Source organism: Hymenobacter sedentarius, assembly GCF_001507645.1.
Taxonomy (GTDB): domain Bacteria; phylum Bacteroidota; class Bacteroidia; order Cytophagales; family Hymenobacteraceae; genus Hymenobacter; species Hymenobacter sedentarius.
This window is the reverse complement of record NZ_CP013909.1, coordinates 1,900,066-1,911,611: the sequence shown is the minus strand read 5'-3', so window position 1 is coordinate 1,911,611 and position 11,546 is coordinate 1,900,066. Positions and strand designations below refer to the sequence as shown.

Annotated in this window: 14 protein-coding genes and 4 tRNA genes; 3 read left to right on the top strand and 15 right to left on the bottom strand. The window is 56.0% G+C overall.

The features are described from left to right. Positions 1-86 precede the first annotated feature (86 nt). The 12 genes from rplL to AUC43_RS07865 form a co-directional block, all read right to left on the bottom strand. Entirely contained in the window at positions 87-467 is a 381-nt protein-coding gene (rplL, locus tag AUC43_RS07920) for a 50S ribosomal protein L7/L12 (RefSeq protein WP_068191708.1), read from the bottom strand. 68 nt (positions 468-535) lie between these two features. Then, positions 536-1,084 (bottom strand): 50S ribosomal protein L10, encoded by a 549-nt coding sequence (rplJ, locus tag AUC43_RS07915; RefSeq protein ID WP_068191706.1) that lies wholly within the window; start codon positions 1,082-1,084, stop codon positions 536-538. A 15-nt stretch (positions 1,085-1,099) separates the two neighbouring features. Further along, entirely contained in the window at positions 1,100-1,798 is a 699-nt protein-coding gene (gene rplA, locus AUC43_RS07910) for a 50S ribosomal protein L1 (protein ID WP_068191704.1), read from the bottom strand. Between the two features lie 19 nt (positions 1,799-1,817). After that, positions 1,818-2,261: a 50S ribosomal protein L11 gene (gene rplK / locus AUC43_RS07905; RefSeq protein ID WP_068191703.1), complete on the bottom strand. Its 444-nt coding sequence runs from the start codon at positions 2,259-2,261 to the stop codon at positions 1,818-1,820. A 121-nt stretch (positions 2,262-2,382) separates the two neighbouring features. Next, on the bottom strand, positions 2,383-2,949 hold the full coding sequence (nusG, locus tag AUC43_RS07900) for a transcription termination/antitermination protein NusG (protein ID WP_068191701.1): 567 nt from the start codon (positions 2,947-2,949) through the stop codon (positions 2,383-2,385). Positions 2,950-2,961: 12 nt separating this feature from the next. Beyond that, positions 2,962-3,207, bottom strand: a complete 246-nt coding sequence (gene secE / locus AUC43_RS07895) for a preprotein translocase subunit SecE (RefSeq protein ID WP_233254132.1) — start codon at positions 3,205-3,207, stop codon at positions 2,962-2,964. Positions 3,208-3,220: 13 nt separating this feature from the next. Further along, positions 3,221-3,291 (bottom strand) — tRNA-Trp (locus AUC43_RS07890). 150 nt (positions 3,292-3,441) lie between these two features. Then, positions 3,442-4,632 (bottom strand): elongation factor Tu, encoded by a 1,191-nt coding sequence (gene tuf, locus AUC43_RS07885; protein ID WP_068191696.1) that lies wholly within the window; start codon positions 4,630-4,632, stop codon positions 3,442-3,444. Positions 4,633-4,799: 167 nt separating this feature from the next. Then, positions 4,800-4,871: transfer RNA gene (locus AUC43_RS07880), tRNA-Thr, on the bottom strand. A 14-nt stretch (positions 4,872-4,885) separates the two neighbouring features. Then, positions 4,886-4,958 (bottom strand) — tRNA-Gly (locus AUC43_RS07875). Between the two features lie 17 nt (positions 4,959-4,975). Further along, a tRNA-Tyr gene (locus tag AUC43_RS07870) sits at positions 4,976-5,058 on the bottom strand. 170 nt (positions 5,059-5,228) lie between these two features. Then, on the bottom strand, positions 5,229-7,817 hold the full coding sequence (locus AUC43_RS07865) for a M1 family metallopeptidase (protein ID WP_068191694.1): 2,589 nt from the start codon (positions 7,815-7,817) through the stop codon (positions 5,229-5,231). A gap of 98 nt (positions 7,818-7,915) precedes the next feature. Between AUC43_RS07865 and AUC43_RS07860 the strand changes: the two genes are divergently transcribed. From AUC43_RS07860 to frr, 3 genes are all read left to right on the top strand, one after another. Beyond that, on the top strand, positions 7,916-8,419 hold the full coding sequence (locus AUC43_RS07860) for an acyl-CoA carboxylase biotin carboxyl carrier protein subunit (RefSeq protein ID WP_068191693.1): 504 nt from the start codon (positions 7,916-7,918) through the stop codon (positions 8,417-8,419). A 40-nt stretch (positions 8,420-8,459) separates the two neighbouring features. Next, the gene (gene pyrH / locus AUC43_RS07855; RefSeq protein ID WP_082684984.1) at positions 8,460-9,260 is read left to right on the top strand and encodes a UMP kinase; all 801 of its coding nucleotides are present in this window, start codon (positions 8,460-8,462) and stop codon (positions 9,258-9,260) included. Between the two features lie 100 nt (positions 9,261-9,360). Continuing rightward, the gene (gene frr, locus AUC43_RS07850) at positions 9,361-9,924 is read left to right on the top strand and encodes a ribosome recycling factor (protein ID WP_068191691.1); all 564 of its coding nucleotides are present in this window, start codon (positions 9,361-9,363) and stop codon (positions 9,922-9,924) included. Positions 9,925-10,033: 109 nt separating this feature from the next. On the opposite strand, the gene nadD is transcribed toward frr, so the two are convergent. From nadD to AUC43_RS07835, 3 genes are read right to left on the bottom strand one after another with little or no spacing between them, the layout of a single operon-like run. Then, positions 10,034-10,618 (bottom strand): nicotinate (nicotinamide) nucleotide adenylyltransferase, encoded by a 585-nt coding sequence (gene nadD / locus AUC43_RS07845; RefSeq protein ID WP_068191689.1) that lies wholly within the window; start codon positions 10,616-10,618, stop codon positions 10,034-10,036. Beyond that, positions 10,615-11,199 carry a guanylate kinase gene (gmk, locus tag AUC43_RS07840; RefSeq protein ID WP_068191687.1) on the bottom strand — a complete coding sequence of 195 codons (585 nt, stop codon included), beginning with the start codon at positions 11,197-11,199 and terminating at the stop codon, positions 10,615-10,617. Before gmk ends, nadD begins: the two co-directional genes overlap by 4 nt. Before the next feature lie 28 nt (positions 11,200-11,227). Continuing rightward, positions 11,228-11,527 (bottom strand): hypothetical protein, encoded by a 300-nt coding sequence (locus tag AUC43_RS07835; protein ID WP_068191685.1) that lies wholly within the window; start codon positions 11,525-11,527, stop codon positions 11,228-11,230. Positions 11,528-11,546 lie beyond the last annotated feature (19 nt).

Genomic DNA, 11,546 nt, shown 5'->3' with positions numbered 1-11,546 from the left:
CACACCACAAACAGGAAAAGACCTGGCTAAGTTGCCAGGTCTAATCCTTATTCGAAGCGGGTCCGGAGATGCTTCAGGAGCAGAAATTACTTAACTTCTACTTCAGCACCGGCTTCCTCGAGCTGCTTCTTCAGCGACTCAGCCTCGTCTTTGGTTACGCCTTCTTTCAGGGGCTTGGGAGCACCGTCAACCAATTCCTTGGCTTCTTTCAAGCCGAGGCCGGTCAGGTCCTTCACCAGCTTAACTACAGCCAGCTTGGCACCACCAGCAGCCTTCAGGATAACGTCGAACGACGTCTTCTCCTCGGGAGCCTCGTCAGCGGCAGCAGCGCCACCACCGGCCATCATTACGGGAGCAGCAGCAGCGGGCTCGATGCCGTACTCGTCCTTCAGGATGGTTGCCAATTCGTTTACTTCTTTCACCGTCAGGTTTACAAGCTGCTCAGCGAATGCTTTCAAATCTGCCATTTCTGTAGATTGTTAAAAAAATGTGTTGTTGAAAATTTATTATTGAAGTCGAAAAAGAAGATTGCCGCTTAGGCAGCCTCTTTTTCGGAAAGCGTTTTGAGGATACCGGCCAATTTGTTGCCACCGCTCTGAAGAGCAGAGATAACATTTTTGGCAGGCGATTGCAGCAGGCCGATGAGTTCACCGAGCAGTTCCTGCTTGCCTTTGATAGTGGTCAAACCTTCGAGCTGGTTCGAGCCGATGTAGATGCTAGCATCCACATAAGCGCCTTTCAGCACGGGCTTGGGCTCAACACCACGGGGATAAGCCTGAGCTTTGTAGAAGTCACGCAGCAGCTTTGCGGGAGCCGAGCCGCTCTCCGTAGAGAACAACACGCCCGAAGAGCCTTTCAGCGCAGCATCCATCTCCGAAGTATCGTGGCCGAGGGTGTCCAGCGCCTTACGGATGAAGGTGTTTTTGTACACCTTGTATTCCATACCGCGGTTGAAGCACAGACGACGGAAATCGTTGATTTTCGCTACCGACATTACCGAAGCATCGACAATGTAGAACGAGTTGTGCGATTGGAATTTTCCGCTCAACTCATCCACGAGGGCTTGTTTTTCTTCCCTGGTCATGTTTGGTTGGGTTAATTAGTTAGCGGAGTTTACTTGGCTGTCCACCGGAACGGCAGGCGACATCGTGCTGCTCAAGGTGATGCTGCGGATGTAGGTACCTTTCGAAGAAGAAGGCTTCAAGCGACCCAACGTCTGGATTACCTCCAGAGCGTTTTCGGCCAGCATCTTCTCGTCGAACGATACTTTACCCACTGAGCAGTGAATGATGCCGGTTTTGTCAACTTTGAAGTCGATTTTACCAGCTTTCACTTCCTGCACAGCCTTGGCTACGTCGGTCGTAACGGTACCAGACTTCGGGTTCGGCATCAGACCACGGGGACCGAGCACACGGCCCAGGCGACCTACCTTAGCCATAACGGCGGGCATGGTGATGATGACGTCGATGTCGGTCCAGCCTTTCTCGATTTTCGCGATATAGTCGTCCAGACCTACGAAGTCGGCGCCGGCGGCCAGAGCTTCGGCCTCCTTATCGGGAGTAACCAGAGCCAGTACACGCACAACTTTACCGGTGCCGTGGGGCAGGGTGGCCACGCCACGAACCATCTGGTCCGCTTTGCGGGGGTCCACGCCGAGGCGAACGTCGATATCTACCGAAGCATCGAATTTAGTGTAGGTAATGTCCTTCACCACTTTGGCAGCCTCCAGGAGGCTGCGCACTTCCGTGAGGTCGTGCTTGGCAAGGGCTTCCTTGCGCTTTTTACTGATTTTTGCCATCTGTCGTTTTTCCTTTTAATTATTCAGCAAAAGGAGAGTCGCCCTTGATGGTAATACCCATGCTGCGGGCCGTACCTGCCACCTGCTTCATAGCTGCTTCCACCTTGAAGGCGTTCAGGTCAGCCATTTTGGTTTCGGCGATGGTGCGGACTTGGTCCCACGTCACGGAGCCTACTTTGTTACGGTTCGGCTCTTTCGAACCGCTCTGCAACTTGGCAGCTTCCATGAGCAACACCGGAGCCGGTGCCGTCTTCACCACGAAGTCAAACGACTTGTCGGTGTACATGGTGATGAGTACAGGACAAACTTGGCCGGCTTTATCTTGGGTGCGAGCATTGAACTGCTTGCAAAACTCCATGATGTTCAAGCCTTTGCTACCAAGTGCAGGTCCTACCGGCGGCGAAGGATTCGCGGCGCCTCCCTTTATCTGCAGACGCAGATAACCTCTGATTTCTTTGGCCATTTGATTGTGTTGGCTGCGGCTCCTGCGTCGTAACTCGCGCTTGCCTCAGTACATATAAACTCCTAGTTGGAAGCCCCGCCGACCCGGAGCAATTAGCCGGCGTGGTATAATCGAGAGAGGGTTACACCTCTTTTTCTACTTGGGTATAGCTGAGCTCTACCGGCTGCGAACGGCCGAAAATTTTTACGACTACGTTGAGCTTCTTGCGCTCTTCGAATACTTCGTCCACGTTGCCGGAGAAACCGTTGAACGGACCATCTACCACTTTCACAAGTTCGCCTACTACATAAGGCTTATCAAGGGTAGCGGTGGTCTGCTGCTCGGCTTCGTCCACGATGCCGAGGATGCGGTTTACTTCGGAGATGTGCAGGGGAACGGGCTTGTTGTTGGCCGCGTCCTTCTTGTCTTTATCGCCGAGGAAACCAATAACGCCAGGGGTGCTGGTGATGATGTGGTCTACCTCACCGTGGCCGAGGTCGGCGTGGATGATGATGTAGCCGGGGTAAAGGTTACGTTCGCGCACGCGCTTCTTGCCGTTGCGCATTTCAAAGACCTTCTCTACCGGAATCAGTACCTGCGGCACCAACTCGGTCAGGTTATGCCGGCCGAGCTCTGTTTCGAGGTAGTTTTTGGCTTTTTTCTCCTGGCCGCTCACTGAGCGCACCACGTACCATTTCAATTCGCCCATCTTGATTGTTGATTAGCGAAACGAGTTATAAAAAGCTTTAAGTACCGTCTCAAAGCTAATGTCCATAACGCCTACCACTACGGCAAACACGAGCGAACCAATCAGCACGAGACCGGCGCTTTTTTGCAATTCCGTCGTCGAAGGCCACGTTACATTGTAGCGCATTTCCTCGATGGTAGTGCGGAAATAATTGCTCAGTTTGTCCATTGGTTGAGAAAAAAACAGCGTTGCCGCTGAAAACGACATGGAGCGGGCCAAGGGGCCCAAATTGCACGAGTGGAGAGATTCGAACTCCCATCAAAGGTTTTGGAGACCTCTATTCTACCCTTGAACTACACTCGTTTATTGGCATTCCCGCTTAGCGCATTTCGCCAAAGGGAGTGCAAAGGTAAGAGAAACAGCGGACAAAACAAATATGCCCTTCTGTTTCAGCGTAAAAAAGCCGCTCCCGAGGATACGAGAGCGGCTTTTTTTTTACTGATAAGCCGGAGCTTAGTCGAGAACTTCCGTTACCTGACCAGCGCCTACCGTGCGGCCACCCTCACGGATAGCAAAGCGGAGGCCTTTCTCCATCGCCACCTTGTTGATGAGCTCAACGGTGATGGTGATGTTGTCGCCGGGCATTACCATTTCAACGCCCTCGGGGAGGGTGATGATGCCGGTAACGTCGGTGGTACGCAGATAGAACTGCGGACGGTAGTTGTTGAAGAACGGAGTGTGACGGCCACCTTCCTCTTTCGAGAGAACGTAAACCTCAGCCTTGAACTTCTGGTGAGGAGTTACCGAACCGGGCTTGCAGATAACCATGCCGCGACGGATGGCTTCTTTTTCAATACCACGGAGGAGCAGACCTACGTTGTCACCAGCTTCGCCACGGTCCAGGATTTTGCGGAACATTTCCACACCCGTTACCGTCGACTTCAGGCCGGGGGCAGCGCCCATACCCAAGATATCAACTTGCTCACCCGAGTTGATGATACCGCGCTCGATACGACCAGTGGCTACGGTGCCACGGCCAGTAATCGAGAACACGTCCTCAACAGGCATCAGGAAGGGCAGGTCGGTCAGACGAGCAGGAATCGGAATGAACGAGTCAACCGCGTCCATCAAATCGTTGATTTTGGGAACCCAGTTGGCATCGCCGTTCAGGCCGCCGAGGGCCGAGCCCTGGATAACCGGAATGTTGTCGCCGTCGAAGTCGTAGAACGAGAGGAGTTCGCGGATTTCCATTTCCACCAGCTCGAGGAGCTCGGGGTCATCCACCATGTCCACTTTGTTCATGAACACCACCAGCTGAGGAACACCTACCTGACGAGCGAGCAGAATGTGCTCACGGGTCTGGGGCATGGGGCCGTCGGTAGCAGCTACTACGAGGATAGCGCCGTCCATCTGGGCAGCACCGGTAACCATGTTCTTCACATAGTCAGCGTGACCGGGGCAGTCAACGTGGGCGTAGTGACGGTTTTTGGTCGAGTACTCTACGTGAGCGGTGTTGATGGTGATACCACGCTCTTTTTCTTCGGGAGCATTGTCAATCGAAGAGAAGTCACGCTTTTCGGCCAGGCCCTGGTTTGCCAACACCATGGTGATAGCAGCGGTCAGGGTCGTTTTGCCGTGGTCGACGTGGCCGATGGTACCGATGTTTACGTGCGGCTTGGACCGGTCGAAATTTTCTTTAGCCATTGTAAAGAGTAAAAAAGAGGTGGTGAAGTGAATTTGAAGATAAAACCGACCCTACAACAAGAAAGCGAGACTCAGCCCCTACGAAATAGAAAACTGTGCGTCGCTTACCTGAGAGAACCGTGCCCGCCGCCCGGTAATATGGGCGGTAGGACTTGTAATGTAATCTGAGCCATTTATGGGATTTGAACCCATGACCTCTTCCTTACCAAGGAAGTGCTCTACCACTGAGCTAAAACGGCTTATGCTAAAAATGAGCGGGAGACGAGGTTCGAACCCGCGACCTGCAGCTTGGAAGGCTGCCGCTCTACCAGCTGAGCTACTCCCGCAGATGGCCTCAAAAAAGTGGGGAGAGAAGGATTCGAACCTTCGAAAGTTTACACTAACAGAGTTACAGTCTGTCCCATTTGGCCGCTCTGGAACCTCCCCAATTTGGAGCTTGCTGGCCGATTGCCAGGAAGCAAATCCCTTTCGTTTTACCGGCTACCGAGGTAGTAGTGTTTCGTAAGGAGTCGCAAAATTAAGGCTTTTCTGACACCAGGCAAGCGGTGAAGCAAAAAAAGGTTCGGTTTTTTTCAGAAAAGTGCTTCTAAGGGCATTTACATGAGGTTATAAAATGCCTTGAGCCGGTCATCCATTTCCTTTTCGCGGATGTTTTGAAGTTTAGCCTTCAATTCAGGAGTGGTGGGCACTAGCAGGGCCAAGCCACGGTAGGCCCCCAGGCGAACGTAGTACTGCGGAGCATTTCGGGCATAATCCTCCAAGACTTTCAAGCCTTTGTCGCGCTCTACGGAGGGGATGTGGGTCATGAGCGTGCCGAAGGACTGGAAGTAAGCGTACAGGTCGCTCTCGGCCACGTCAGGCAGGCGGCGCAAGAACCATGCGTATTGGTCCAAGCCGCCATTGGTGGCATAATAATTTGCCAAGGCCAGCATCAGCGGGCTGCTTGAGGTATTGTCGAGCGCCGCTACCTGTTGGCTGGTGTTTACGTCAGGCTTCTTGGCCAATGCCTCAACGGCGGCGGCGGCGACCAAGGCTGAACTGTCGCCGATGGCGGCGCTGAAAATGGGGCCAAAGGTGCCATCGGGAAGGGTGGCGAGGGTGTTGATGGCCTTGGCCCGGACGCGCGGATTGGCGTCGGCGTTGGCCAGGCGCTGGATATCCTTACGCATGCCTTCCGGCTCAGGGCCCCGATAGCGGCGCAGGTGGCTGAGCGCCGCCTGCCGAACGGCCCAGAACTTATCGTTCAGGGCGTTGCGCAGTAGGCTGCTCACGCTTAGCTCCGTGGTTTTATTATGCAGAAGCTCCATGGCCTCGGCTTTTTGCTGGTAGCCCTGCGCATGGTAGAACTGGAATATCAGCTCGTCCTGCGTGCGCTCCTCGTCAAATTGAGCCAGCAGTTGGCTTTCGTTGTCGAATTTCACCAGGTTGGGCTTCTGGCTGGCGGGCAGGGTGAAGGTCTGATTGGCTTTGGTAACGGTGATGCGGTGTTCGGTGGGCTGGTTGTTATTGGTCCAGACCGCTACGGTGACGGGCAGGCGGAAGACGGGCTGAAACAGGGTATCCTGCACTTGCTGGACGCGCAGAGTCACCTGGCCGTTGGTATACGAGTGGGTGATGCGCAGTTCCGGGTGCCCGCGCTGGAGAAACCACTGGTTAAAAAACCACATTAAATCCTCACCGGTCGTTTCTTCAAAGGCAGTACGCAGCTTGGAGATTTCGACGGGCGTTTGCTTGTTCTGAACGAGGTAATGGTTCAGGGACGTAAAAAAGGCGTCGTCGCCCAGGTACTTGCGCAGCATGTGCAGCACGCGCCCGCCCTTGTCATAGGAGTGGCGGTCGAACATGTCCTCCCGGTTGGTGTAGCGGTAGCGAATAAGCGGCTCGCGCTTGGACTGGGCTTCTTCGAGGTAGTTATTGAGTTTGATTTCCTGCACCAAGCCAGCTTCATCGGCGCCGAACTTGTACTCTGCCCAAAGGAATTCAGAATAGTCGGCAAACGACTCGTTTAGGGGCAGGTTGGCCCAGGATTCGCTCGTAACGTAATCGCCGAACCAATGATGAAATAGCTCGTGGGCGATGGTGGATTCGCCACTTTGGTAATTGGCGTCGATGAGGTCCCGGCGAGTGGCCTGAATGCTGGCGCCGTGGGTGGTAGCGGTGGTGTTTTCCATGGCGCCGCTCACGTAGTCGCGCACGGCCACCTGCGCATACTTTTCCCACGGGTACTCAACGCCCAGCTTTTTGGAGAAGAAATCCAGCATTTGAGGCGTGTGGCCGAACACGGCGCGGGCAGTAGCGGCGTACTGGGGCTCCACATAATAATCGACGGGCTTGCCGTGCCAGGAATCATTCACGACGGCAAAGTCGCCGACGACCATGGTGGCCAGGTAGGGCGCGTGGGGCTCGTTTAGCTTCCAGGTATCGGTGCGGGTGCCATCGGCGTTGGCTTTGGAAGAGACCAGCAAACCGTTGGAAAGCGTTTTGAACTGTTTTTCCACCGTCATTCTGATTTCCTGGGTCATCCGCTGGTTGGGCTTGTCGATGGTAGGAAACCAGCAGGAATTGGATTCTGTCTCGCCCTGGGTCCAGATTTGGCGGGGCTTGTTCTTTTCCAGGCCCAACGGGTTGATGAAGTACAGGCCCTTGTCGGAGGTGATGGCCGCCGAGCCACCCTGGGGCAGCTCGTTGGGCTTGGCCACGTACACGATGCGCACTTGGTAGGCCGTGGTGCGCGGATACGGGTGGTCCAGGGCAATGACGAGCTTGCGCCGGTTGTAGTTATAGTTGAGGCCCTTATTCTTTTTGTCTCCTACCAGCTCAACTTTCTGAATCTCGAAGCCTTTAGCATCGAGCGCGACTTCGGCCTGCGGGTAGAAGTGGGAGCGCAGTGTGAGCACGGCGGTGCCCAGCAGTTGCTGCTTTTTGTAGTCGAAGCGCACATCGAGTTTGGTGTCCACCACATCGGTCAGGACGGTGGCGGCGGGCTGGAGCGGGGCTTCCGCGGGCAGCCAGGAAGGCACCACCAAGCCGGCAGGCGCGGGCGCTGGCGCAACCGCCGGAACAGTCTTTTTACTCGCCGATGCTTTGGTCGCCGGCTTGCGCGCACCCGCCCCCGAAGATTGGGCTACTGCCAGTAAATGAATAAACAACAGCAGGCTGGTGAAGCCTGGGACCAAATACTTCATGCCAACAAGGACGGGCGAAAAACGCCTCAATTTCTGAATTAATTTGAGATTTGGGCTACCTTTAACCCCCCGCTTCCATCCCACCCTATCCGCTTCAGATGCTTCACATCAGCACCAGCCCCGAGCAACTCTGGGAAGTTGACTACCGCGCCGTAGATACTGTTACGCTCAACGGCCAAGCATTTGCCTGGGATATTGCGGATTTGGGCGAAGGCCGGTTTCACGTGCTGCACGAAGGTCGTTCGTATAATGCGGAGGTGGTGTCGGCGGATTACGCTAGCAAGAATATTGTGCTGAAGATAAACGGCCAGCGCATTGAGCTAAACGCCAAAGACCGGTTCGACCTGTTGCTCGAGCGCCTGGGCATGAGCAACGCCGCCGCCGCGAAAGTAAACGAGTTGAAGGCTCCCATGCCCGGCCTCATCGTCGATATCCGGGTGGAGCCCGGCCAGACCGTGCAAAAAGGCGACCCACTGCTAGTGCTGGAGGCCATGAAGATGGAAAATATTCTGAAAGCTCCCGCCGATGGCACCGTTGGCAGCCTCAAAGTGAGCCTGCGCGACAACGTGCAAAAAGGCCAGGTGCTGGTGCAGTTTTCATAGCTCACTGATTAATTATCCCCGCTTACTCAATCCTTTCGACTTGAAATACCACCGCATCCTTCTCAAGCTCAGCGGCGAAGCGCTAATGGGCCAGCAGCAGTACGGCATCGATGCCGAGCGGCTGATGCAATATGCCTCCGAAATTAAATCCGTGGCCGCCACGGGCGTACAAGTGGCCGTCGTGATTGGCGGGGGCAACATTTACCGCGGCGTGGAGGCAGAGGCGTTTGGCCTCGACCGCGTGCAGGGCGACTACATGGGCATGCTCGCTACGGTGATTAACTCCATGGCCCTGCAAAGCGCCCTGGAGAAGCTGGAAGTGAGCACGCGCCTGCTGTCGGGCCTCACCATCCAGCGGGTGTGCGAGCCCTACATCCGCCGGCGCGCCGTGCGGCACCTGGAGAAAGGCCGCGTGGTGATTTTTGGGGCCGGCATTGGCTCGCCTTATTTCACGACCGACTCGGCCGCCTCGCTGCGGGCCATTGAGATTGAGGCCGACGTGGTGCTGAAAGGCACCCGCGTGGACGGCATCTATACCGCCGACCCGGAGAAAGACCCCACGGCCACCCGCTACAACGAAATCACGTTCGATGAGGTGCTGAAAAAGAATCTGAACGTGATGGACATGACGGCCTTCACGCTTTGCAAAGAGAATAACCTGCCCATCATCGTGTTCGACATGAACACGCCCGGCAACCTGCAGCGCTTGCTCGACGGCGAGTCGATGGGCACGCTGGTGAGCCGGGGCGGCACCGGCCCGCGCGATGGCCGCAAGCCGGTGCTGGACCCCAAGCGTACGCTGCTGCAGCCGGTGGTGGGCAACCAGCCGGAGCAGGCGTAATTTTTAGTTGTCAGTTGTTGGTTGTCGGTTGTTAGTTTGCACTGCGAATTGGCTGGCTGTATCTAACAACGGACAACCAACAACTGACAATTAAACCAAAATGGACGAAGAAATTCAGTTTTATCTCGACGACCTCGCTGAGTCAATGAGCAAGGCGCTGGCCCACGTGAACGTGGAAATGAGCCGCATCCGGGCCGGTAAGGCCTCGCCGGCCATGCTCGATGGCCTGCGCGTAGATTACTACGGCTCCCCTACCCCCATCGGCCAGATTGCCACCGTTACGGCGCCGGATGCGCGCTCGCTGCTCATCAAGCCTTGGGAGAAAAACATGGTAAGCGAGGTGGCCAAGGCCATTAAAAACAGCGACCTGGGCCTGAACCCCGTAACCGATGCCGACGGCGTACGCCTCAACATTCCGGCCATGACGGAGGAGCGGCGCCGCGAGCTGGTGAAACAAGCCAAAAACGAATCGGAAGCTGGCAAAGTGCGGGTACGGGGCATCCGCAAGGATGTGAACGAGGCCCTGCGCAAGCTGCTGAAGGAAGGTGCTTCGGAGGATGCCATCAAGAGCGCCGAAGAGAAAGTCCAGAAGACAACCGACACCTACATTGCCGAAGTGGAGCGGACACTCAGCAAGAAGGAAACGGAGATTATGACCATCTGATTTGGTGGGCCAAGAATCAAAAAGCCCCGGCTGCATCAGGCAGTCGGGGCTTTTTGGATTTATAATCTCTTTGCTGGAATCAGCTCAGCTCAATTTCAGGGCGCTGGAGCTACACGGAAGTTTGCAGAGCCAGCAAGGCCGCCTCAACGGCCGGGGGCACTAGGTAGCGGATGCTGTGGCCGGTGCGCAGGCTTTCGCGGATGTAGGTGGCTGAGATATCCAGCAGCGGCGCTGCCATCACCTGAACGCGGGGAAAAGGCGTCAGTTCAGGTAGCTCAACATTGGGGCGCGGGTAGATGTAAATGTCGACCTCGGAAAGCAACCGCGCCGATTCCTGCCAGCGCGGCAGGCCTGGAAGGTTGTCGGCCCCCATCAGCAGCACAAACTCGAGGGAGGGATGGCGCCGGCGCAGGGCATCGAGCGTGGCGATGGTGTAGCTGGGGCGCGGCAGGCTAAACTCAATGTCCTCGGCGCGCAGGTGCGGGTTGCCGGCCAGGGCCAGCTCAACCAGACGCAGGCGCTCCGTATCGGGCAGCAGGTCGGCCACTTCCTTGAAGGGGCTATGCGGGGAGACCACCAGCCAGACTTCGGCCAAATCGGTGCGGGTGGCAAAGTATTCGGCCAGGATGAGGTGGCCGACGTGCACGGGATTGAACGACCCAAACAACAAGCCTATCCGCGCCCGGCCGCTCATACGATGGCGGGCTCGGCGCTAATGAACTGGCGGACCAGCTTTTCGGCCTGGTCGGTGGCGACGTCGAGGTCGTCGTTGACGACGGTTACGTCGAACCGGTCCTCAAACGCCAACTCGAAATTGGCCTTGTAAACCCGCGAAGAGATGCTGGATTGGGAGTCGGTGGCACGGGCCTGCAGGCGCTGCTCAAGGACTTCGATGGACGGGGGGCGGACGAAAATCGCCAGGGCCCGGTCCTTATAAAACTCTTTGATGCTAAGGCCGCCTTTTACGTCGACATCGAGGATGGCGTGTTTGCCGCTGTCCCAGATGCGCTCAATTTCGGACTTTAGCGTGCCGTAGAAGGCACCTTCGTACACTTCCTCCCACTCCACAAATTCGTCGTGACGAATCTTGTCCTGGAAGTCCTGCACGGAAATAAAATAATAGTCTTTGCCATTGGCCTCGGTGCGACCGCGGCGGTCACGGGTGCAAGCCGAGATGGAAAAGCTTAGTTCGGGCAGCCGCTCCATAAGCCGATGCACGATGGTGGTTTTTCCGGCGCCCGAAGGTGCCGAAAACACAATGATTTTGCCTTGCATCGCGCAAAGCTAGCCACCGCAACCGGGATTAGGCCATCTCGGCGTGCACGCGGGCCAAGATTGAATCGTGCAGGTTGGCCGGAATGGGCCGGCGCGACACGCCCTGGTTCAGGAAATTAATGAAGATGTGCTGCTTCTTGATGTCGTCGAAGCAGGGCGAGCAGTCGCTGGCGTGGTCGTAGAGGTAATCCTCGTCTTCCGCCGTCACGGGCTGGCCTTCGATGAGTTGGTCTAGTACAGTATTCACGCGTTCGCAGTCGGGGCCGTTGTCGGGGGCGAGGGCAACGGGAGCCGACGTATTGGTTTTAGTAGTAGCAGATTGGTCCATAATTGAAAATTAGTTTAAG

What these genes read in the sequence shown, in the direction of transcription:
- rplL (WP_068191708.1), bottom strand. Translation starts at nt 467, where the DNA reads ATGGCAGATTTGAAAGCATTCGCTGAGCAGCTTGTAAACCTGACGGTG.
- rplJ (WP_068191706.1), bottom strand. Translation starts at nt 1,084, where the DNA reads ATGACCAGGGAAGAAAAACAAGCCCTCGTGGATGAGTTGAGCGGAAAA.
- rplA (WP_068191704.1), bottom strand. Translation starts at nt 1,798, where the DNA reads ATGGCAAAAATCAGTAAAAAGCGCAAGGAAGCCCTTGCCAAGCACGAC.
- rplK (WP_068191703.1), bottom strand. Translation starts at nt 2,261, where the DNA reads ATGGCCAAAGAAATCAGAGGTTATCTGCGTCTGCAGATAAAGGGAGGC.
- nusG (WP_068191701.1), bottom strand. Translation starts at nt 2,949, where the DNA reads ATGGGCGAATTGAAATGGTACGTGGTGCGCTCAGTGAGCGGCCAGGAG.
- tuf (WP_068191696.1), bottom strand. Translation starts at nt 4,632, where the DNA reads ATGGCTAAAGAAAATTTCGACCGGTCCAAGCCGCACGTAAACATCGGT.
- AUC43_RS07865 (WP_068191694.1), bottom strand. Translation starts at nt 7,817, where the DNA reads ATGAAGTATTTGGTCCCAGGCTTCACCAGCCTGCTGTTGTTTATTCAT.
- AUC43_RS07860 (WP_068191693.1), top strand. Translation starts at nt 7,916, where the DNA reads ATGCTTCACATCAGCACCAGCCCCGAGCAACTCTGGGAAGTTGACTAC.
- frr (WP_068191691.1), top strand. Translation starts at nt 9,361, where the DNA reads ATGGACGAAGAAATTCAGTTTTATCTCGACGACCTCGCTGAGTCAATG.
- nadD (WP_068191689.1), bottom strand. Translation starts at nt 10,618, where the DNA reads ATGAGCGGCCGGGCGCGGATAGGCTTGTTGTTTGGGTCGTTCAATCCC.
- gmk (WP_068191687.1), bottom strand. Translation starts at nt 11,199, where the DNA reads ATGCAAGGCAAAATCATTGTGTTTTCGGCACCTTCGGGCGCCGGAAAA.
- AUC43_RS07835 (WP_068191685.1), bottom strand. Translation starts at nt 11,527, where the DNA reads ATGGACCAATCTGCTACTACTAAAACCAATACGTCGGCTCCCGTTGCC.